A 19,766-nucleotide genomic window follows, 5' to 3' on the forward strand; every position below is an offset into this window, starting at 1 on the left:
TCTCAAATGATGAATTGAGAGGATTTTTACTTTTATAATCTACTGTTGATTGGAATTAAGTATTGAAAGCGTTTAGAAAGGAGGCTAAGCTATTAATATAGTAAGTATTGGAAACTATTTTTATAAGGTATTGAACCTCTTAATGAAATGACCTCGGATTAGGAGGGGAATATGTGATTGTTAGAGAAGCTTCATATAATGATGTATCTCAATTGGTTTCTTTAATGGAACAACTAGGTTATCCAACCACACTAGATAAGTTTAAGAATAGACTTTCTGCAATTGCTGAGCATCCTGACTATCATACATTGGTCGCTGAAATAAATGGGAAGATCATTGGAATGGCTGGTTTATGTAGCGGACTATTTTATGAATATGATGGTTCTTATGTCCGAATTGTAGCTTTTATCGTGGACAAAGATTATCGAAGAAAAGGTATAGGTAAAAAGCTAATACAAGAAGCTGAATGCTGGGCGAAAAAGCAAGGTGCCGTAGCAATAGCCTTAAACAGTGGAAACCGACCAGAGAGAAAAGAAGCTCATCAGTTTTATACGAGTCTAGGATATATAGCAAAAAGTACTGGTTTTAGTAAGAGGCTTGTTTAGTGTGCAAAGCAAGTAGATATTGCATAGGACTGGACGGTTTCAATTTATATTTGTATTAAAAGGAAAATAAGAGGGTGACAAATACATGAATGCAGCATCTATTTTAGATGAATTTTTAAATGATAGTTCCACTAACCCTTTATCTAAGCATGATAGTTTATTGATTCAAGCATACAATCTTGTGAAAAAAGAGTTAGTTAAATCTAATTATTCATTTGAGCAAGTTCAATTAGCTCATAAAATATACGGATATATGGGTGATCAAGGTCTAAATGAGAGAGTTCAGTTAATGAGGGAATTTCTACAAAATAACTTAGAAGCCTCGTTAGAAAATAAATTTTGGGCAAATTGGGAGTTAGTAGATAATCTTGCACTATTAAAAAGATATAGAGAAATGATCGAGGAACAGAAATTATTTTTTGAGTGGACTACCAATAACATGTCAGATCAATACTTGATCAAAGTTATGTTCGATAGTACCCAAGCAATTGGCTGGGTTCAGGAAAATCAAGAGGATGAGTGGTTTGAGATATATAATCAATTGATAAAAAAAGTTGAACCTACTAGTCAGAATCGGCATGATCGGATTCTCCTAGTTGAAACTGCCACAGGTTTATTAATCTACAATTTACATAGATATCATGCTGCAAAAATAGAATTGGAGCGATATTACGATATTTTAAATGAAAATACTAACTGGGATCAATACAACCGTTTTTATATTCGACTAAAATCCTATCAGTTGGGATTATATAGTGGTCAAGATGATTGGGAGAAATATGATGATATTGTAGAAGATGCAAAGGTAAAGATTAGAAGTAGTGCCAGTAGAATTAGTAAAGAAGATAAAGAAGCTATTGATGATGTATGTGATATGGCTCATGAACTTGGAACTTGTTTAATGTGGGAAAGACGGTATGAACAGGCCATCCCATTATTTGAGTATGCGCTGGAAAATCAAGGGACAGGAGTTACTCATTTCTTTTATGCTATTTGTATATGGGCAACACGAAAGGATCGGAATAAAACGTTACATCATTTACAATCTGCAGAGTCAAGTATTAGAGGAAATGGTGGTTTACGTTCTAGATATATTCATATGTTTTTGGAACAACCGGAATTTCAAGAGGTTTGGGATGATGAAGAGTTTTTATCAGTTTTTAATCGTTAACTAAATTAAAAGGACGACAAATAATAAAGGGGAAGCGTTAAATGTCCAAAAAACTGTATACAGTAACAATAGTATCTTGTGAGACAGGTAATGAATATGCACTAATAAGAGAAGCACTGGAATCATATTCCGTCCGTGTTATACATGAACCAATTGGAAGACCGTCTGATTTTATCGATTTTCTTACAGGGGAAACATATTTCGAGTCTGATTTTGTGATATTTGCATTTCATGGAGAGGTCGGTAAATTCTACATGCCTGAATTAGGAGAGAGTGTGTATGAAGAAGATGAGCCCCGTAGTAATTTTGGTGTAGATGAGATTACTCGCTATTGCAAGATAAAAACTCCTACCATCGTTAATCTTGGATGCGGTTTAGGACATGAAGGCTTAGCAAACGCATTTTTGGCAAGTTCTTGTAAAACATATATCGGTGCAAAAGATGATATTGATGGTGCAAGCAGTGGCTTTTTCGCACTTCACTTATTCTATGAACTTTGCCAAAATAACCGCACTCTAAAAGAAGCTTTTGAAAAGGCAAGGAGTACAGACCCAGAAACAATGCTCTTTGAGTGGTTTGAATAGTAGTGGAAAAAGGATATAACTTAAGTTCTTTTTATATAATGCTAATCTTTCTGAGCTTAGCAATATACTCCTTATATTCCAATATTAACAACAAGTGGTTACTTGCACCTCCAAACTATGTTCTTTTGTTAGGTAGTGTAATAGCTTTTATTCTAGCAATGAAAGGCTTCAAGTATAAGAAAAACTTGCTGGCCAAAACAAGAAGTTGGACTACATTGATACTTTCATCATTACTAGTAATTTCACTCACTTTAACGATTTTATTTACATTAGCTGCTTCAAGTTTAGGTGCGAATGAACACATAAAAACAGTACATTCGCCGGATGGTAAATATCAGATTGACTTTTATCAGTGGGATGCAGGGGCAGCGGGAACATTTGGAATAAGAGGAGAACTGAATGGACCGCTCTGGTTTAAGAAAAGAATCTACCTAGAAAGAAGAATTGAAACGGTAGAAGTAGAATGGGAAAGTAATGAAAGAGTGCTCATTAACAATCATACGTTGAATTTAAATGATGGAGAAACGTATGGGTATTAGACAACTTGGAGGAGAAAATGATTTTAGATAACTTCGAAGAATATGATGATCCTATTTTATACGATAAGGAAAATGATACATATTTACCAGAGGTTTCGTTTTTGTTGAAATGGGCCTCGTACAAACAAGGTACAATTATAGATCTTGCTTGTGGTACTGGTAGAACAACGATACCAATAGCGAAAGCGGGCTATAAACTGCTAGGCGTAGAAATACATAAAGGGATGTTAGACGCTGCTAGAAATAAGTCGGTAAGTCTTGGTTTGAATATAGAGTGGATAGAACAAGATTGTACAAATCTAAATCTAAACGTAAAAAGTAGTCTTATATATTCAGTAGGTAATTCATTCCAACATTTCCTTACGAATGATGCTCAAGATGCATTATTATCCTCTGTAAACAAACATTTACAAGACGACGGAGTATTTATTTTTGGTACAAGGTTTCCGAGTGCAGAAGAATTGCTCCAGCCATGTACCGAAGAATATTGGAGAACATACCAAGATGGTCATTACACAGTGGACGTATTTACAATTAGTGAATATGATTCCTTGAACCAAATTCAACACTATACGACAATCCGAAAGTACAAGAATAATGCTGGAGAGATAGTAGATGAGAAAAGAACCAACATTAAGCTAAGATATGTATTTCCAAAAGAGATGGAAAGAATCATGAATGCCAATGGATTCGAAATTCAACATCTTTATAGCGATTGGAAAGAAACTCCAATAACGAACAATAGCTATGAAATGATATATGTTTGTAAGAAAGTAAGAAGTGTTTAGTAAGATCTGGTCTAATAAGGGTGTGTTAGTCTGAGCAGGATTAACGCACCCTTTTATTGAAGTAATACAATTAGGTTATTTATTCTTAGGGGGATTTTATGAAGACAACTAACTTAATAATAGAAGAAACAACTTTAGAATCATCTCTTTCTAATTTTTATTATTTAAAGGAACCTATCAGATGTACATTTATTCGGAGAAGTTTTAATGATCATTATATAGTTGAATCCAATAATGAAAAATATATACTGCGAGTGTATATCAATAATAAAAGCTATATTCATAATATTAATGATATCCACTTCGAATTAAGCTTTCTAGAATACCTCCATGGAAAAAATATACCTGTGATACCACCGATTAAAAGCAAAACGAATCAAACTCTTTGTGCACTTCAGGTAGATAAGGGATATAGATATATAGCTTTATTTCCATTTGCAAAAGGTGCTCCAATTGATCACAACTTAGATAGTAAACAATCGAATAGTTTAGGTGAAATTTTAGCAAAACTTCACTTGTCTTCCAATGATTTCAATAGTGTGAATACTCGTTATCACCTCGATATTCAAACCCTTATTGAGGAGCCTTTACAAAAGATAGGATCATATTCCAGTTTATATGGATTTGGGAACCTTTCTTTTTTCCATAATAAAGCTCGTTTACTTATAGAAAGTATCCGTAATATTCCAAAGGATACCGAAACATATGGGCTGGTTCATGGTGACCCAAACCCATCTAATTTTTTCTTCAGTGATAAAGAGGGATTCTCGGTTTTTGACTTTGACCACTGTGCTTTTGGTTTTAGAATCCATGACTTAGCTGTGATTAAATTAAGTTTTCAAGAAGAAGTTTACGATGAGGTATTAAAAGGCTACGAACAAATTAGACCGTTAAAGAGTGTGGAAAGAGATTGGATTAAGTCTTACTCTGATATTTTATTAATTAAAAAGTTTAGTGATATTTATGATATGTTGGAAATTACAGATGCTGCAGAAAGTGAGAAGTACCGTATTACTGAAAATGCTTTTAACACATTAAAGATGATTGAGGTTGAGGGTGCAGGAGGATAGAGCGGAAAATGAAGTTAATGAAAGGTATACTCTGGTGTGCATTTATTCTTTATTTAGCTTGTTTAAGTAAGATTATTTTAATTAAGCATTTACCAATTTCAATTATTCTTCAAAACTTGGATGTCCGGTTAAACCTCAACCAATCAAACTTTGTTCCTTTTGCAACTATAACTGACTATTTTGCATTAGGGTATACATGGATAAGTATAGAAAATATTATTGGTAATATTATTATTTTTGTTCCTTTAGGTCTACTATTGCCTATTTTGATAGGTAAGTTTCGAAAGGATATTATAGCACTATTACTAGTTTCATTTATTATAAGTTTCATTTTTGAGTTAGTACAATTACTATTCCCTATCTTTGGTAGCTTTGATGTAGATGATTTGTTACTAAATATTCTAGGGGCATTAATAGGTTATTTTGCTTTTCGTCTATCTAGAAAAAATCTGAATTTGAAACCTGAATAGTTTAACTTTGGAAGGAGGAAGGATTTCATGGGGTCAAGAATCATGCACTTAATTATTGGTCATAAAATTGCTGAGTCATTATCAATCGAGGATAATACATCGTTTTTGCTTGGGAGTATTGCTCCAGATGCTGTTTTTTCACATGAAGAAAAAAACAGCTCGCATTTCTTTAAAGGAGATGTGCAGGATTATTCCAGACATATAGATTATGAAGGTTTCCTTCATAAATATAATTCTATTGTAGATAGGTCATACATATTAGGCTACTATACACATTTGATTGCTGATGATGTATGGCTGAAAGGTTTTTACCTTTCTTGGCTTAAGAACAGAATGGATGCAGATGAAGGATTACACAAGTTATACCATAACGATTTCCGTTTACTAAATGGCAAGCTATTAGAATACTATGGTTTGACAGATGAATTGAGAGAAACACTCAATGATTTTCCTTCCATCTCAGATCTGGATGAGGTTAAAGCACAGGACGTTGAAAGGTTTATCTCATATGTGAAAGGAGATATGGAGTACGAGCAACAAGTAATCAATGAAAAACTGAATGTATTTACGTTGAATCAGATTGTTGGTTATATCGAGACTTCCGTTGATATGGGGATATTGAAAATAAAGCCATTACTTGATGAATGTAAGGCGGAAGAAAGAAATGTGTGAAGAGAGGATATTACCTGAACCCCATAGATATGCGGTTTGTGCACCTGATGGGATACCTATAAAAGAATTTTATAAAGAAGTTTTTGATGAAATTTTTGTTTTCTTTCATCCCTTCATAAAGCCAAAAACCATTGATTTCGAATTATTTCATCCTGATACATATCCAAGCAGAAATGATATTAGAGATAATGGTGAAATGGTTACTTGGAAACAATTCTTAAGTTTTTCTGGAATAGAAAACTTCAAGCAGTTGGATATTGGATTAAGAACAAATATTTTGGGTTTAAGAGAACAATTTGAGGATAGAAATGCAGCGATATTAATAGAAAAGGCAATATTGAAAAATAGCATTGCACCGCCGAATGAAGGCCAATTACCTGAATTTGTAATGAACAACGTACTGAAAGAAATCACGAATCTAGGTCACAACTGGCTATGGATCGGCGATGAATTTTGCACAGAAAGAAAACTAAACTATATTACAGATCTAATTAAAGATAACAATAAGCTGGACGATGGGAAAAACTTATTTACCCATGATAATAGTATTTTGATTACAACACATTGGGATAGTCATTTTTCGTTATTGTGTTCCGATAGACAAACATTGAAACACTTGGTGACTACCTGTAACTTAGAAGGTTTTTATTGTACAGAAGCTACTGAGATATATTGGAGTTTGTCCAAAGAGACATTGGAATACATAGGGGGATAAGATTGCTAAAAAGAAAATACGGTGATCGTTCCGATTGGAAACGAATTTTCCAAAGAAAGTATGCGCAAGATTTTCTAGATACAGAAAAATTTAAGGGCTATATTACTTTATTGCACACAATCAAAGTAAGAGAACCATTATCTGTTACATATGGGGAGAAGCAGGTTTGTATTGTCGATGATCAATACATGTGGTTGCAACAATTTCCTGCAGAGAAAAAGCATTCCGTTACAACAATGTTTGATGCAAGCGGTGAGGTCGTTCAATGGTATATAGATATTTGTCTCCGAAATGGGATGGAAAATGATATTCCTTGGATAGATGATCTCTTTTTGGATATCGTTCTTCTTCCTACAGGGGAACTTTTTATAAAGGATGAAGAGGAATTAGAGGATGCACTGTCAAACGGTATTATTGATGAACACCTTTATACATTAGCTTGGAATGAAGTGAAAAGTATTAAAAGTTTAATAGAAAACGGAACCTTTGAATTGATACACTTGGCTAAAGAGCACAAGGAAATGTTAACAAAGAAATTTAAGGAGGGGACATAATGGCGACGACAAACTGGCAAAGAGAAGATGTGACACAGCACTACTTAGACCAAGTGCGTGGGGGAATTCCTTTTGGAGCGGAACAAGTAAAAGTCATGCTTCAAGTAATCAATCATTTTCATTCGAACCCAAAGAGAATCATAGATTTAGGATGTGGGAATGGCTTTTTAGCTGAAGTTCTTCTAAAGACATATCCAGAAAGTACTGCGGTGCTAATCGATCATTCGGAACCTATGATTGAGGTCGCTCGCAAAAACATGAGTGAATTTGGTGATCGTTGTACGATCATACATGGTGATTTTAGTCATTCGATTACAGAGTATGCGGAGCCAAACTCGATTGATTGTGTTGTATCAGGCTTTGCCATACACCATCTTCCTCATGATAAAAAACAGGAACTATATAAAGAGATATATACACTTTTAGCACCTGGAGGAATTTTTATAAACATCGAACATACTGCTTCAGCTACCCCTAAAATTGAAGAATTGTATGACAAACTTTTTATCGAACATCTAGCTGCATATAACAATAGAGATAAGCAAGAAGTTGAAGCTGAATATTATGCTCGACCTGATAAAGAAGATAATATTTTAGAACGAGTGGATATACAGGTGAATTGGCTGAGAGACATTGGCTTTCAACATGCGGATTGTTATTTTAAGTGGATGGAGCTTGCGGTTTTTGGTGGGGTGAAGTGAGTAAGAGATTCAGCATGTACATCAAACAGACATTACATATGAAGCGAAATGTGTAATGTCTGAAAGTTTATTTTTGATAAAAATTATTTTAGTTTTTCAGCGATTAGCTTAGCTGCCTTCTTAGGGTTAAAGCGGTACAAGAAGTCCATGAACTTGGAGTCTTTACCAGCCAACACTCGGTAACGGTTATTTTCTATCCCTCGAATAATAATCGAGGCAGCTTCATTTGGGGTTAACAGTTTAAAATAACTATCTTGAAGTTTTTCCCTCTTAACACCAGAATTTTGTAGAATATTGGTGTTTACTCCGCCAGGTAAAACGAGTGTTACGCCAACATTTGTGTTTGTTAATTCAGAGTGTAAACCTTCCGTAAATAACTTTACAGCAGCTTTTGAAGCACAGTAAATCGATTGACGCGGGACAGGGAGGAATCCACCCATGCTGGATATATTGGCAATATGGGCTTCGGGCCTTTCTAAAAGATGAGGTAAGAATGCTTTACACATATAGAGCGTTCCATAGAAATTCACATTCATAACCAATTCGATTCGTTCGAAATCTAGTTCATTTACATTAATAAAAGGCTGAACAATTCCTGCGTTATTGATAATACCATCGATTCTTCCGTGTTTTGCGATAATCTCTTTTGGCAGCTTTTCAACTTCATCTCTGCTTACTAAATTAGCTATGTGCGTCGTGATTTTATTTCCGTATTCTTTTGATAAAGATTGTGTTTCATGTAACCCGGATTTGTTGATGACTGCTGCGACACAAGCTCCTTTATTAAGTAGCTGGACAACAAGTTCTCTTCCAATACCACCGCCAGCGCCTGTCACAACAAATACCTTATCAAATACTTTCATAGATCCACTCCTCATTATTAGATAAAAATGTACATACTTAAATAGAAAAATTATAAGTGCAGTTCCTTTAATTGTATTAAATGAATAAAAAGATTAGAGCAAAACACCTAAAATTACTTAATAGGAGTTAGGGGAGATATATCAAATGACCTTAGGGAACCCAATGGCTGAAGGGAACACAGCAAATATATTTTTATTGGATAATAAAATAATAAAAGTATTTAAAGACCATTTGCCCAAGACGGAAGCTATGTATGAAGCGAATAAACAAAAGTTGGCATTTTCAAGAGGTCTTTCTGTACCTAAAGTTTTAGATGTTACAGAGATGGATGGAAAACAAGCTATTATCATGGAGTATATTCAGGGGGAAACGTTAGGTAAGTTACTCCTAAATAATATGGAGAAGTCGTTATATTATATGGAAGTTTCCGTTGATATCCAGATGGATATTCATAAAACTGTTATCGATTCACTTGAACCAATGTCCCAAAAATTGAAACGTCAAATTAATTCAGCGCCAAATTTAAGTGAAAAACTTAAATCAAAGATATTAGATAAATTGGATTTGATGACGTATGAAAATAGACTTTGTCACGGAGATTTCCATCTGTTTAATTTAATTTTATCTGATGAAAAAGTGGTAATTATTGATTGGGTGGATGCTAGTGCAGGAGATATTCGTTCCGATGTATATCGTACGTATCTGTTATATTCTCAACTCTCCATGGAATTAGCGGAATTATATGTACATCTTTATTGTAAAAAAAGTGGAATATCGCGAGAAGAAATTTTTCAATGGGCACCAATTATTGCTGCTGCAAGATTATCTGAAAATGTATCTACGGAAAGTGCAGATCGTTTGCTGAAAATAATAGATCAGTATCTTCCTTTATAAGGGGGGATGGTGAAACAATGGTTGATATCCAAACACTAATCTGGTTATTTCCAATTATGTTCATTCTTCATGACTTTGAAGAAATAATCATGGTTGAAAAATGGTTAAAAACGAATTCAAAAACTATATATGATTTGTTGCCGGAAAAAATGGCTGATAGGGTCATACAACAATTTTCTATGACAACAGCACAGTTCGCAGTAGCGGTTTTAATTATTTTTCTATTCGTTGCTAGCTCGACTATTATGGCCAATCAATACTTGCTTGACGGATCATTTGGAAACATTCACTTTTTTACCATCGTTTCGTTAGTTTTTTTCTTGCACGCTTTTACACATATTGGTCAAGCAATTATTCTTCGTTCCATTACACCTGGTGTTATCACATCAATAATCGTCATCATTCCATACAGCATTGTTTTGTATCCATCTTTATTTGAAAATGAAGTAATATCCTGGTCCACTATTTTTGTGTCCTTACCTTTTTGTTTTCTAATCATCCCAGTTGTGCTATTTGCTCATTGGGTAGGAAAAAGAATTATTTGAAATAATCTTTAATTTTAAAAAGGAATTTCCCGCCTCTTTACGGAATTGTTTATATAAGATGGAAATAGAGGAGGGAATTCGAAATATATGAAAACGATTACCTATAATTTTGAATATGAGCAGAAAATCAGAGTTTGTTTTATCGGAGCAGGTGGACACTCATTTCGAAATGTGTATCCAACATTTCAATATGCACCCGTGGATTTAGTGGCAGTATGTGATTTAGATGGAGAACGTGCATCGTCTTATGCTCGGCAGTTTGGAGCAGAAAAATTTTACACAGACTATAAAGAAATGCTTTCGACAGAAAAACCTGATGCCGTATTTATTGTAGCTTCCTATCATAAAGATGGACGAGTGCAAGCAACAGATATAGCACTGGACGCACTGAAATTAGGTGTGCATGTATGGATGGAAAAGCCAACAGCAGCTAGTAGACAAGAGATTCTCGAACTAAAAGCGGTAAGTGAGCAAACGGGTCGCTATGTGATGACTGGTACGAAGAAGGTGTTCTTCCCATCTATTGAAAAAGCGAAGGAGATTATTTCATCACCAGAATTCGGTACACCATCTTCGATCTATATTCGCTATCCACAAAATATGCCGAAGTTTGAAAATCGAAATGAATTAACGAATCTAATTTGGGTGCTAGATCATATATTTCATCCCGCCTCGATTATCAACTATTTAATGGGGAAAATAAAAAACATATCGTATCAATGGGAGCCATTTAATGGTGGGACAGTTACAAATATTCAATTCGTATCAGGAGCAATTGGTACGCTTCATCTTACGGCAGGTGCATCTACCAGCAGCCCACTTGAAAGGGTAGAGGTAATCGGACAAGGAGCGAACGTGGTTGTTGATAATGGGGTGAAGGTTTCCTATTATCGTAAAGCGGATCCGTTAGCATATGGTCGCGCTCCATCTTATATAATAGATGATAGCCAGGCACCTCTTGTATGGGAGCCAGAATTCTCACTTGGCCAATTATATAATAAAAATATTTTCTATTTAGGGTATGTTTCAGAAGTATTGCATTTTTGCGAATCAGTCTTAGAGAATCGTCCACCGCAAAAAGGAACATTAGACGATTCATTAGAAATCATCAAATTATTTGAAGCATATCGAAATGAACCAGCAGGAAAATTAATAGAGATAAATTAGGAGGAATAGAATTGAAGAATAATAATGTAATAGCTAATCGTTCCGTAGAAAAAATCGTAACGGATTGGGGATCTTTACAGTGGCTCGTCACAGGTGCAGCTGGAAATAGTGAAAACCTTACAGTAGGCAGGGTTACATTTAACGTTGGAAAATCAAACCCACGTCACTATCATCCAAACTGTGAAGAAGTTTTATATGTAGAGTCTGGTACAGTTGAACATACCCTTCCTGACGGCGGTAGTGTTGTGTTGGAAAAAGGAGATTGTATCGTTGTTCCACAAGGCGTATGGCACCAAGCAACCAACATTGGCGACGAGGAAGCGGTAGTCGTTGTGACTTTTAACAATGCATATAGGGAAACGGTTGGGGAGTAGTAATAGACTTAGAATATCTATATTATGTTGAGTATGATGGAAGGGCACTATTCGTTGGCAATAGTGCCCTGAATGTTAGGAAACTCGAAAAAAGGTAACTATTCGTTTGGAATAATGCCTTTAAAGTTAGGAAACTCGAAAAAAGGTAACTATTCGATGGGAATAGTGCCCTTAAAAATAGGAAATTCGAAAAAGGTAACTATTTGATGGGAATAGTGCCCTTAAAGTTAGGAAATTCGAAAAAAGGTAACTATTCGATTGGAATAGTGCCCGTAAAGATAGGAAACTCGTAAAAAGGTAACTATTCGCCCGAAATAACGCCCGTAAAACTAGGAAATTCGAAAAAAGGTAACTATTCGATGGGAATAGTGCCCTTAAAGCTAGGAAACTTGAAAAAAGGTAACTATTCGCCCGAAATAACGCCCTTAAAACTAGGAAATTCGAAAAAAGGTAACTATTTGATGGGAATAGTGCCCTTAAAGCTAGGAAATTCGAAAAAAGGTAACTATTCGATGGGAATAGTGCCCATAAAGTTAGGAAACTTGAAAAAAGGTACTATTCGCCCAAAATAACGCCCGTAAAGTTAGCAAAGTCCAAAAAGGTCACTATTCGCACAAGATAATGCCCTTATAGCTGGAAAATCTTATACACGGTCACTATTCGAACACAATAAAGCCCGTGAAAGCTTAACACAAGCTTCACGGGCTTTATTCATACATTTCAATCTATCTAATTCAAAAGGAAACTACCCTCTCGGTATTGCCACCCAATGTCCTTTCGAAACTTCGACTAACTCTGAATTTTTCAATTGATATTTATCTTCTTCGGTTTGTTCTTCCATTAGCACTCGTTTCTTTTTAGCTTCTACTTTCGGATCTGGGATTGGAATCGCTGCAAGTAGGGATTTCGTATATTCGTGTTGTGGGTTCGCGTATAATTCTTCGCTTTCCGCTAGTTCAACAATTTTACCAGCGTACATTACGGCAACCCTGTCACTAATATGCTTCACCATTGATAAATCGTGGGCGATAAATAAATAAGTCAATCCAAGGCGATGCTGCAAGTCTTCCAATAAATCTACTACTTGTGCTTGAATGGAAACATCCAGTGCAGACAACGGTTCATCCGCAACGATAAATTTCGGTTCTACTGCTAGTGCACGCGCAATACCAATCCGTTGACGCTGACCACCTGAGAATTCATGTGGATAACGATGCGCATGTGATGCCTCTAGTCCAACCATATCTAATAACTCTTCCACTCGCTTCAAGCGTTCTGTTTTACTCTTCGTCAAATTATGAATATCAAGCGCTTGTCCGATAATATCGACGACTTTAAAGCGCGGGTTCAGTGATGAGTAAGGATCTTGGAAAATCATTTGCATATGACGGCGCATGATTTTCATTTCCTTCTTAGAAAAGCGATTCACTGCCATACCTTGATATAAAATATCTCCGTCTGTCGGTTCGTGTAGGCGAAGGATTGCTCGTCCAGTTGTCGACTTACCTGAGCCTGATTCACCTACAAGTCCAAGTGTTTCTCCTGGTTTTATATCGAAGCTTATATTATCTACTGCTCGTAACACATTTCCTTTTCCTAAATCAAAATATTGCTTCAATGAACGGACATCAAGTAAAGGAATATTTTGGTTAGAATCAGGGATAATAAGTGGAGCACGTTTTGGCTTCTTCTTCTCATCCAGTCGTGGAAGTGCATTTAATAGTTTTTGTGTATATGGATGTTTTGGAGCTTCAAAAATCTCTTCTGTCGTTCCGGTCTCCACTACTTCACCGCTTTTCATTACGACAACGCGGTCACACATGCCAGCAACTACACCAAGGTCATGCGTAATTAAAATAATAGAAGTACCGAAGCGCTCTTGTATACTTTTCATTAAATTAAGGATTTGTGCCTGAATCGTAACATCTAGAGCAGTAGTTGGCTCATCCGCTATTAATAGTGTGGGACGACAAGCTAGTGCGATTGCAATCATGGCACGTTGTCGCATCCCGCCGGAAAATTCATGAGGATACTGATTATAACGCGCTTCACTGTTACGAATACCAACGAGCTTTAATAATTCGATTGCTTCCTTCTTCGCTTCTACTTTAGACATTTTCTGGTGTTTAATTAAACTCTCAGAAATCTGTTTCCCGATACGAATGGTAGGGTTGAGTGAGGTCATCGGATCTTGGAAAATCATACTGATGTCGCGACCACGAATAGCTTCCATTTCTTTTTCGGTTTTATATGCAAGGTTTTCACCTAGAAAAGTAATTTCTCCTGCCTTCATATAAGAAGGTGGTGATGGAAGTAGGCGCATAATGGAACGTGCAGTAACACTTTTTCCGCTTCCTGATTCACCTACTATTCCAAGCGTTTCTCCTTTACCAACTGTAAAGCTAACACCACGAACAGCTTCAAATTCCTGTTCATGTGATTGGAAAGAAACGCGTAAATCTTTCACTTGTAAAATTGGTTCCAATGCTGCCACCTTCCAAAATGTTTGATTTTATACATAAATGTTATTCGTTATATAACTTATTCGCAACTACTATATATAGATTCACTTGCTTAAAAGACGCTTTATATAGTGCACAAGATTGGCCATCTAAGACTAATTTCGATAACATATTTAAAGACTATACAGTAGTTATCCTACTATAATCTAATTATTGACTTTATAACTTTACTAAAATAAAATATACTATATCGCTCGGAATAATGCAATTAAAGGAAGGGGGTACAATAATGGGGGCAAATATAGTAGAAACGATAAAGTTTACATTCGTAAAAATGCAACGGCGTCCTTCTTATAAATATATTTTAATGATTTTAGGACTACCTGTATACATTTTTGCTTTTATATATTTTCTGATAAAGAAAAAGAACGATGCTTATTTTCGAATTGTAGAAAATACGCGCGCTGATCTCATTAATTCGGGCTACAAAGAGAACTTACAGCAAGAATTAAAGGAACAGTTATTAAGAAAACATGAATTTTTCAATGAAAAAGTAAGCGAGCAAGAGCTATCAAAACAAGTCGATAAATTAACAACGGAGAAATTCGAGAAAGCTGTATTAGAAAAAACGCAAGAACAACTAGAGATACAAGGTGTAAAGAAAGTTACCTTTATCGAAAGCTTTCAATCGCTATTATCTAATCCATTATTTCTGATTTTATCCTTTATACCAGGATTGCTCATGTATGTATTAATATTTTTGTACAGTAATCCTTTCGTTAAATACGTTTTTGAAAGACTACTAATGACGATATTTGTCATTTTTGGTGTTGTTGTACTTGTATTTACTATCTTATATCTTTCGCCATTTGATCCTGCTGCCAATATTCTAGGAGAGACAGCAACGAGGGAACAAATCGCGAACTTTAATCGAATATACGGACTCGATTTACCATACTTAACGCAATTATGGAATGCAGTAACGGGAATTGCGACATTTGACCTTGGAAATTCATATGCAGGAAATGAAAATGTTGCAGTAAGTATTGCGAATAAGTTTCCAATTACTTTTACCATTACGATGTTTTCGTTATTAATGGCAATTGCAATTGCGATTCCAGTTGGAATAGTATCTGCAATGAAGCCAAATTCCTTTATGGATTATACATTTATGTTCATCGCGCTCCTTGGCTTGTCTATTCCTAACTTTTGGCAAGGGTTAATTTTTATCCTGAACTTTTCCATTAAGCTACAATGGTTACCAGCAACATTTAACCCAGATAACTGGGTCTCGATGATTATGCCGGTAGTTGTGTTGGGTACAGGACTTACTGCCTCGGTAGCAAGAATGACGCGATCGTCGATGCTGGAGGTTATAAATGAAGACTACATTATTACAGCAAAAGCAAAAGGATTAAATAAAAGCCAAGTATTATGGAAGCATGCGGTTGGTAATGCGATGATCCCGATCATAACCGTAATTGGTCTTCTTTTTGGTGGAATGCTTGGTGGAGCAGCAGTAACAGAGAAGGTATTTAATATTAGCGGTATCGGAAGTTATATCGTCGATAAACAATTTATACCGGACATTCCTGCCATACTAGCTGGAGTTGTCTATGTTGCTGTCACTATTTCATTAGTCAATGTAATTATTGATATTTTATATGCATTTTTTGATCCACGGATTCGATCAAAAATGAAACATTATTAAAGCAGGTGTAGTGATGTCGAACGAATTAAAAAAGGTTGCCAGTGATAAAAGGGAGCATGCACTAAAGTTAACACCTGAATATGCTCAAGCAAGCTTTACGTGGATCGCTTCACTTTTGCTCACGTTAATCTTATTGATAAATAGTTTTGATTTTTCAGCGCAAACATTGAAACCAACAATGTTTGCGATATCTATTGTATATGCGGTATTTACGCTCATTCAAGTATTGATTACGGTGAAAATTAGAAAAGATTTGCTGCGAACTGGTGAGATTCAAAAAAACACCCGATTACTAGGATATATTCAAATTGTTAGTATACTAACAGCGAATATTTTCACATTTACGTTCGCATGTAACTTGGTGAAAAACAAGAAAACAATTGAATACACATTTGCGGTTTATATGTTGTTAACCCAACTGTTTATTATTGCTGTATCTGCGTTAAATATCTTTAAACCATATGTTGCAGATACGTTTCCATTAGCAATGCTTGCCTTAATGGTATTGGCAGTTTTTCAGTTTATCGTATTACTTCTAGTTGCAAAATATGTAACAGATACAAATGTACCCAAATGGATGCTCGCGATTGCTGTTATTTTGATTTTAACGGTAATCACAGGTAACGTATTTGCCTTATTGCTTGGAGCAAATTTATTGATTAAGATTATCAATCGTGATAAACCAAGTAGTGGGAAGTGGGTACGAGTGTGGGAAACCATCGCAAAAAATTCGATGGCAATGCTAGGCTTGTTCTTTATAGTCTTTGTCTTTGCTATTTCTGTATGTAGTCAATTTACTTTTGATTATGCGATGGCAGTAGAAAATAATTATGCCGCTATCCTACAACCACCTAGTCTCATGTACCCGCTAGGAACAGATAATTTTGGAAGAGATTTATTCTCCAGAATTGTGTTCGGGGCACAAATATCCTTTATTGTTGGGATATTATCAACGCTTATTCCCGTCATTATCGGAGGAATTCTTGGAGCACTTGCAGGGTACTATAGTGAACGAACAGATAATATTATCATGCGTTTACTAGATATCTTATATGCGATACCAGGAATTCTACTTGCAATTGCAATTATCGCTGCGTTTGGTGCTAATACAACGAACTTGATTATTGCGCTCAGTGTAGGCTCCATTCCTACATATGCAAGGACAATGCGTGCCAATGTGCTGATGGTTTCTAATTTAGAATATGTTGCTGCTGCACGGGCATTAGGTGAAAAAGATTGGACAATCATTTTCAAACATGTCGTACCTAACTCATTAGCACCGATGATTGTAAAGTCAACGTTAACAATTGGTGGTGCAGTTATTGCGACAAGTAGTTTAAGTTACCTTGGACTGGGTGTAGAACCACATATCCCAGAATGGGGAAATATATTAAAACTAGGAAGTACGTATTTAGAAACTCATTCTTATTTAGCAATCTGGCCAGGGGTAGCCATTATTGCCCTCGTATTATCCTTTAACTTTTTAGGGGATGCCTTAAGAGATGCACTTGATCCAAAATTGGATTAGAGTATATATATCATCATCGTTAATCAAAAAAGGAGGAAGTATTCATGAAAAAAAGTATCATCCCAATTCTGCTATCATTTGTTTTAGTACTAGCAGGTTGCGTTAATACCAAGTCAGATGTAAATGACGGCGGTAAAAAGAATGGTGAAGCAGTAGAAATTGAGTTACTAGGAATGACAAGTGACCAAGACGATCTTAATATTGTTCGCGACCAACTTTCGAAGGCTGGATTTAAAGTAAAACTTAACCTTCAACCGGATTATGGTAGCTTCAGTGCACAAGAAGATGCTGGAAACTATGACCTTTCAATGTCTGGATGGACAACAGTAACTGGTAACCCGGATTACGCAGTACGATCTCTATTTATTACTGGTGGAGATTACAGCAGAATTTCGGATGAAGAAGTTGACAAATTAATTGAAAAAGCAAGTACGGAAACACCAGAAGAATATGTTCAAACATACAAAGAACTAGAACAACGTTTAGTATTTGATAAAGCGTATATTGCACCACTATATAGAAATTACAAAACACAAGCTGTAAACAAGGATGTACTTAACGCAGATACAGTTAGATTATCTAAATCTCGTTCCCTTGCTTGGGAAGATATTGATTTCAACGATTCATCTAAGCGTGATACAGAACCATTAATCTTGTCACAATCTAACCCTACATTAACATCTCTTGACCCTATTAAAGGGAATGATGGTTCCATTAACATGTTGAACACGAATATGTACGTTCGTTTAGTAAACTTAACAGATGATGACCAAGTAACATCTGATGCATCTTTATCATGGAACCATACGATTGCAGAAGGAAACTCTGAGTATTACTTCATTTTAAGAGATGATATTAATTTTGCGAAAATAACGGACAAAAAAGCAGTAGATACTGGTGAACGCGTTGGTGCGGAGGATGTTATCTTCTCTCTAAACCGTGCAAAAGATAAAAACTCTGTACCAGATCACAGAACATATACATTGCATGAACATATTGACACGGTTGAAGTTGTAACGGATTTAAGTGAATTAGAAAGTGTTACACAATCAGATGGTAGTGGCACAATTAGAGAAGGTCTTGAAGAAGGATTAGATACGAAAATTAGTGAGCTTGTTGCTGATAAAACAGCAGTAGATAACGGAGCAGGGAAATATCAAGTTGTAAAATTAACAACTACGAAACCATTCCCACAAGTATTAAACTACTTGGCTCACCAATCTGCAGGTATTGTTTCACAAAAACAAGTGGAAAGCATTAATACGTATGATGTAGCAGAATTTGATGTAAATAAAGATATTCCATATGGTGACCAAAACACAGTAACAGAAGGTCCGTCATATGATAACCATCTATATGCATCAGGTCCATACATCTTATCTTACAAAAATGACTATGAAGCTGAGTTCTTAAAGAATCCTGCATATATGCCAGGAACAGAAAATGAGCCTAATATTTCTACAGTAACAGTTCGCTTCATTAAAGATGCGGATAGTACACTTTCCGCTTTAAGAAATGGTGAAATTTACGTATACTATGGTGTTCCTGAAACAAAATATGATGTAGTAGAAAATGACAGCAAGCTTCGTTTACAACGTATTGAAAGTAACGCAGCTACTTATATGTTGTTTAACCCAAGTGAAAAACGTGAAGTTGGAAAGAGCGAGGATTTACGTAAAGCAATCCTTTACTCCATTAACCAACAAGACTTCATTGATTTCTATCAAGGTAATGTCATTAAAGCAGTTTCTACTGTAAGTCCACTAGTGGATACTGGAAATGAACTTGTAGCTGATAAAGAAAAAGCACAAGAACATTTAAACAAGTACCTAGAAAGTAAATAAGATAGTGAAAGGGTGACCCGAAATTACGTGGGTCACCCTTTCTATTATGCAAGTGTAATACCGATAACGTTTGTTGCCTCTTCATGGAGCGTGCAATTTTTTGCAAGCATTTGTTTTAGAGTTTCTAGTTTTTGTGAATCTAAATGTAATCCACTAATACCTTTTTCTGTTACTTCGAAATCACGAGCTGGTTCGAGATCCCATTTTGTTTTCAATAAAGTTTGTAATCCTCTAATAGTCATGAATTTAACTTTATAGCCGTTTGATAAAATTCCATTCAATACATTTTTGTCTTTAGATGCAACTCCTAATAACTCATCAAAATAAAGACCTTCTTCTTCCCATATATTTATATTGTTAGTTGTAATGTGAGTGAAGATGTCTTCGTCAGATAGTCCTTTTTGGCGTAGTGCTTCTAGTGCATGTGCAGAAGGTAGTGCGATAAGCTGTAATTCCAATTGTTATTCCCCCATTACATATGATGTATAATGTTATTATGGAAGAGTAA

At 35.5% G+C, this 19,766-nt stretch carries 21 protein-coding genes; 18 read left to right on the forward strand and 3 right to left on the reverse strand.

Features of this window, described 5'->3' with window-relative positions; all coding sequences use genetic code 11:
• Window positions 1–173 precede the first annotated feature (173 nt).
• The 11 genes from ACFPM4_RS05465 to ACFPM4_RS05515 all read left to right on the forward strand — a co-directional run bounded on the left by ACFPM4_RS05465 (window position 174) and on the right by ACFPM4_RS05515 (window position 7,869).
• On the forward strand, window positions 174–605 hold the full coding sequence (locus tag ACFPM4_RS05465) for a GNAT family N-acetyltransferase (protein ID WP_318281166.1): 432 nt from the start codon (window positions 174–176) through the stop codon (window positions 603–605).
• Window positions 606–690: 85 nt separating this feature from the next.
• Window positions 691–1,776 carry a hypothetical protein gene (locus tag ACFPM4_RS05470; protein WP_382348722.1) on the forward strand — a complete coding sequence of 362 codons (1,086 nt, stop codon included), beginning with the start codon at window positions 691–693 and terminating at the stop codon, window positions 1,774–1,776.
• A gap of 41 nt (window positions 1,777–1,817) precedes the next feature.
• Window positions 1,818–2,360, forward strand: a complete 543-nt coding sequence (locus ACFPM4_RS05475) for a delta-aminolevulinic acid dehydratase (protein ID WP_382348725.1) — start codon at window positions 1,818–1,820, stop codon at window positions 2,358–2,360.
• Window positions 2,361–2,398: 38 nt separating this feature from the next.
• Window positions 2,399–2,899 (forward strand): DUF5412 family protein, encoded by a 501-nt coding sequence (locus ACFPM4_RS05480; RefSeq protein ID WP_382348728.1) that lies wholly within the window; start codon window positions 2,399–2,401, stop codon window positions 2,897–2,899.
• 17 nt (window positions 2,900–2,916) lie between these two features.
• Window positions 2,917–3,687 carry a class I SAM-dependent methyltransferase gene (locus tag ACFPM4_RS05485; RefSeq protein ID WP_382348731.1) on the forward strand — a complete coding sequence of 257 codons (771 nt, stop codon included), beginning with the start codon at window positions 2,917–2,919 and terminating at the stop codon, window positions 3,685–3,687.
• Between the two features lie 98 nt (window positions 3,688–3,785).
• Window positions 3,786–4,757 carry a phosphotransferase enzyme family protein gene (locus ACFPM4_RS05490; RefSeq protein ID WP_382348734.1) on the forward strand — a complete coding sequence of 324 codons (972 nt, stop codon included), beginning with the start codon at window positions 3,786–3,788 and terminating at the stop codon, window positions 4,755–4,757.
• Window positions 4,758–4,765: 8 nt separating this feature from the next.
• Window positions 4,766–5,227, forward strand: a complete 462-nt coding sequence (locus tag ACFPM4_RS05495; RefSeq protein ID WP_382348737.1) for a VanZ family protein — start codon at window positions 4,766–4,768, stop codon at window positions 5,225–5,227.
• A 27-nt stretch (window positions 5,228–5,254) separates the two neighbouring features.
• A complete protein-coding gene (locus ACFPM4_RS05500; RefSeq protein ID WP_382348740.1) occupies window positions 5,255–5,899 on the forward strand; it encodes a zinc dependent phospholipase C family protein in 645 nt (214 codons plus the stop codon).
• Window positions 5,868–6,614 carry a DUF2711 family protein gene (locus tag ACFPM4_RS05505; protein ID WP_382348941.1) on the forward strand — a complete coding sequence of 249 codons (747 nt, stop codon included), beginning with the start codon at window positions 5,868–5,870 and terminating at the stop codon, window positions 6,612–6,614. The genes ACFPM4_RS05500 and ACFPM4_RS05505 overlap by 32 nt, the downstream gene beginning before the upstream one ends.
• A gap of 2 nt (window positions 6,615–6,616) precedes the next feature.
• Window positions 6,617–7,168 (forward strand): ribonuclease FAU-1 family protein, encoded by a 552-nt coding sequence (locus ACFPM4_RS05510; protein ID WP_382348743.1) that lies wholly within the window; start codon window positions 6,617–6,619, stop codon window positions 7,166–7,168.
• Complete coding sequence (locus tag ACFPM4_RS05515) at window positions 7,168–7,869, forward strand: class I SAM-dependent methyltransferase (protein WP_382348746.1); 702 nt, start codon at window positions 7,168–7,170, stop codon at window positions 7,867–7,869. Before ACFPM4_RS05510 ends, ACFPM4_RS05515 begins: the two co-directional genes overlap by 1 nt.
• 83 nt (window positions 7,870–7,952) lie before the next feature.
• On the opposite strand, the gene ACFPM4_RS05520 is transcribed toward ACFPM4_RS05515, so the two are convergent.
• Complete coding sequence (locus ACFPM4_RS05520) at window positions 7,953–8,732, reverse strand: SDR family NAD(P)-dependent oxidoreductase (RefSeq protein WP_382348749.1); 780 nt, start codon at window positions 8,730–8,732, stop codon at window positions 7,953–7,955.
• 145 nt (window positions 8,733–8,877) lie between these two features.
• On the opposite strand from ACFPM4_RS05520, the gene ACFPM4_RS05525 reads away from it, so the two are divergent.
• The 4 genes from ACFPM4_RS05525 (at window position 8,878) to ACFPM4_RS05540 (ending at window position 11,713) form a co-directional block, all read left to right on the forward strand.
• Complete coding sequence (locus ACFPM4_RS05525; RefSeq protein ID WP_382348752.1) at window positions 8,878–9,627, forward strand: phosphotransferase family protein; 750 nt, start codon at window positions 8,878–8,880, stop codon at window positions 9,625–9,627.
• A gap of 17 nt (window positions 9,628–9,644) precedes the next feature.
• On the forward strand, window positions 9,645–10,172 hold the full coding sequence (locus ACFPM4_RS05530) for an HXXEE domain-containing protein (protein ID WP_382348755.1): 528 nt from the start codon (window positions 9,645–9,647) through the stop codon (window positions 10,170–10,172).
• Window positions 10,173–10,259: 87 nt separating this feature from the next.
• Window positions 10,260–11,339, forward strand: a complete 1,080-nt coding sequence (locus ACFPM4_RS05535; RefSeq protein ID WP_382348758.1) for a Gfo/Idh/MocA family protein — start codon at window positions 10,260–10,262, stop codon at window positions 11,337–11,339.
• A gap of 11 nt (window positions 11,340–11,350) precedes the next feature.
• The gene (locus ACFPM4_RS05540) at window positions 11,351–11,713 is read left to right on the forward strand and encodes a cupin domain-containing protein (protein WP_222125560.1); all 363 of its coding nucleotides are present in this window, start codon (window positions 11,351–11,353) and stop codon (window positions 11,711–11,713) included.
• A 745-nt stretch (window positions 11,714–12,458) separates the two neighbouring features.
• Here the strand turns inward: ACFPM4_RS05540 and ACFPM4_RS05545 are convergent.
• Complete coding sequence (locus tag ACFPM4_RS05545; protein WP_382348762.1) at window positions 12,459–14,198, reverse strand: ABC transporter ATP-binding protein; 1,740 nt, start codon at window positions 14,196–14,198, stop codon at window positions 12,459–12,461.
• 266 nt (window positions 14,199–14,464) lie between these two features.
• On the opposite strand from ACFPM4_RS05545, the gene ACFPM4_RS05550 reads away from it, so the two are divergent.
• Genes ACFPM4_RS05550 through ACFPM4_RS05560 form a run of 3 tightly spaced genes read left to right on the forward strand, consistent with a single transcriptional unit; the run spans window position 14,465 to window position 19,258 of the window.
• Entirely contained in the window at window positions 14,465–15,886 is a 1,422-nt protein-coding gene (locus tag ACFPM4_RS05550) for an ABC transporter permease (RefSeq protein ID WP_144928738.1), read from the forward strand.
• 13 nt (window positions 15,887–15,899) lie between these two features.
• On the forward strand, window positions 15,900–17,414 hold the full coding sequence (locus ACFPM4_RS05555) for an ABC transporter permease (RefSeq protein ID WP_382348766.1): 1,515 nt from the start codon (window positions 15,900–15,902) through the stop codon (window positions 17,412–17,414).
• A gap of 44 nt (window positions 17,415–17,458) precedes the next feature.
• Window positions 17,459–19,258: an ABC transporter substrate-binding protein gene (locus ACFPM4_RS05560; protein WP_382348769.1), complete on the forward strand. Its 1,800-nt coding sequence runs from the start codon at window positions 17,459–17,461 to the stop codon at window positions 19,256–19,258.
• Window positions 19,259–19,302: 44 nt separating this feature from the next.
• Here ACFPM4_RS05560 and ACFPM4_RS05565 read toward each other — a convergent pair whose 3' ends face one another.
• On the reverse strand, window positions 19,303–19,716 hold the full coding sequence (locus ACFPM4_RS05565) for a hypothetical protein (RefSeq protein WP_382348772.1): 414 nt from the start codon (window positions 19,714–19,716) through the stop codon (window positions 19,303–19,305).
• Window positions 19,717–19,766: the final 50 nt, after the last annotated feature.

It is taken from the genome of Lederbergia graminis, assembly GCF_042655485.1.
Lineage (GTDB): Bacteria > Bacillota > Bacilli > Bacillales > Bacillaceae_C > Lederbergia > Lederbergia graminis.

Excerpts from the sequence above, each read along its gene's own strand:
- ACFPM4_RS05530 (WP_382348755.1), top strand. The coding sequence starts at position 9,645 with ATGGTTGATATCCAAACACTAATCTGGTTATTTCCAATTATGTTCATT.
- ACFPM4_RS05550 (WP_144928738.1), top strand. The coding sequence starts at position 14,465 with ATGGGGGCAAATATAGTAGAAACGATAAAGTTTACATTCGTAAAAATG.
- ACFPM4_RS05515 (WP_382348746.1), top strand. The coding sequence starts at position 7,168 with ATGGCGACGACAAACTGGCAAAGAGAAGATGTGACACAGCACTACTTA.
- ACFPM4_RS05475 (WP_382348725.1), top strand. The coding sequence starts at position 1,818 with ATGTCCAAAAAACTGTATACAGTAACAATAGTATCTTGTGAGACAGGT.
- ACFPM4_RS05485 (WP_382348731.1), top strand. The coding sequence starts at position 2,917 with ATGATTTTAGATAACTTCGAAGAATATGATGATCCTATTTTATACGAT.
- ACFPM4_RS05480 (WP_382348728.1), top strand. The coding sequence starts at position 2,399 with ATGCTAATCTTTCTGAGCTTAGCAATATACTCCTTATATTCCAATATT.
- ACFPM4_RS05500 (WP_382348740.1), top strand. The coding sequence starts at position 5,255 with ATGGGGTCAAGAATCATGCACTTAATTATTGGTCATAAAATTGCTGAG.
- ACFPM4_RS05535 (WP_382348758.1), top strand. The coding sequence starts at position 10,260 with ATGAAAACGATTACCTATAATTTTGAATATGAGCAGAAAATCAGAGTT.
- ACFPM4_RS05495 (WP_382348737.1), top strand. The coding sequence starts at position 4,766 with ATGAAGTTAATGAAAGGTATACTCTGGTGTGCATTTATTCTTTATTTA.
- ACFPM4_RS05525 (WP_382348752.1), top strand. The coding sequence starts at position 8,878 with ATGACCTTAGGGAACCCAATGGCTGAAGGGAACACAGCAAATATATTT.
- ACFPM4_RS05520 (WP_382348749.1), bottom strand. The coding sequence starts at position 8,732 with ATGAAAGTATTTGATAAGGTATTTGTTGTGACAGGCGCTGGCGGTGGT.
- ACFPM4_RS05470 (WP_382348722.1), top strand. The coding sequence starts at position 691 with ATGAATGCAGCATCTATTTTAGATGAATTTTTAAATGATAGTTCCACT.
- ACFPM4_RS05490 (WP_382348734.1), top strand. The coding sequence starts at position 3,786 with ATGAAGACAACTAACTTAATAATAGAAGAAACAACTTTAGAATCATCT.
- ACFPM4_RS05505 (WP_382348941.1), top strand. The coding sequence starts at position 5,868 with ATGAATGTAAGGCGGAAGAAAGAAATGTGTGAAGAGAGGATATTACCT.
- ACFPM4_RS05560 (WP_382348769.1), top strand. The coding sequence starts at position 17,459 with ATGAAAAAAAGTATCATCCCAATTCTGCTATCATTTGTTTTAGTACTA.
- ACFPM4_RS05555 (WP_382348766.1), top strand. The coding sequence starts at position 15,900 with ATGTCGAACGAATTAAAAAAGGTTGCCAGTGATAAAAGGGAGCATGCA.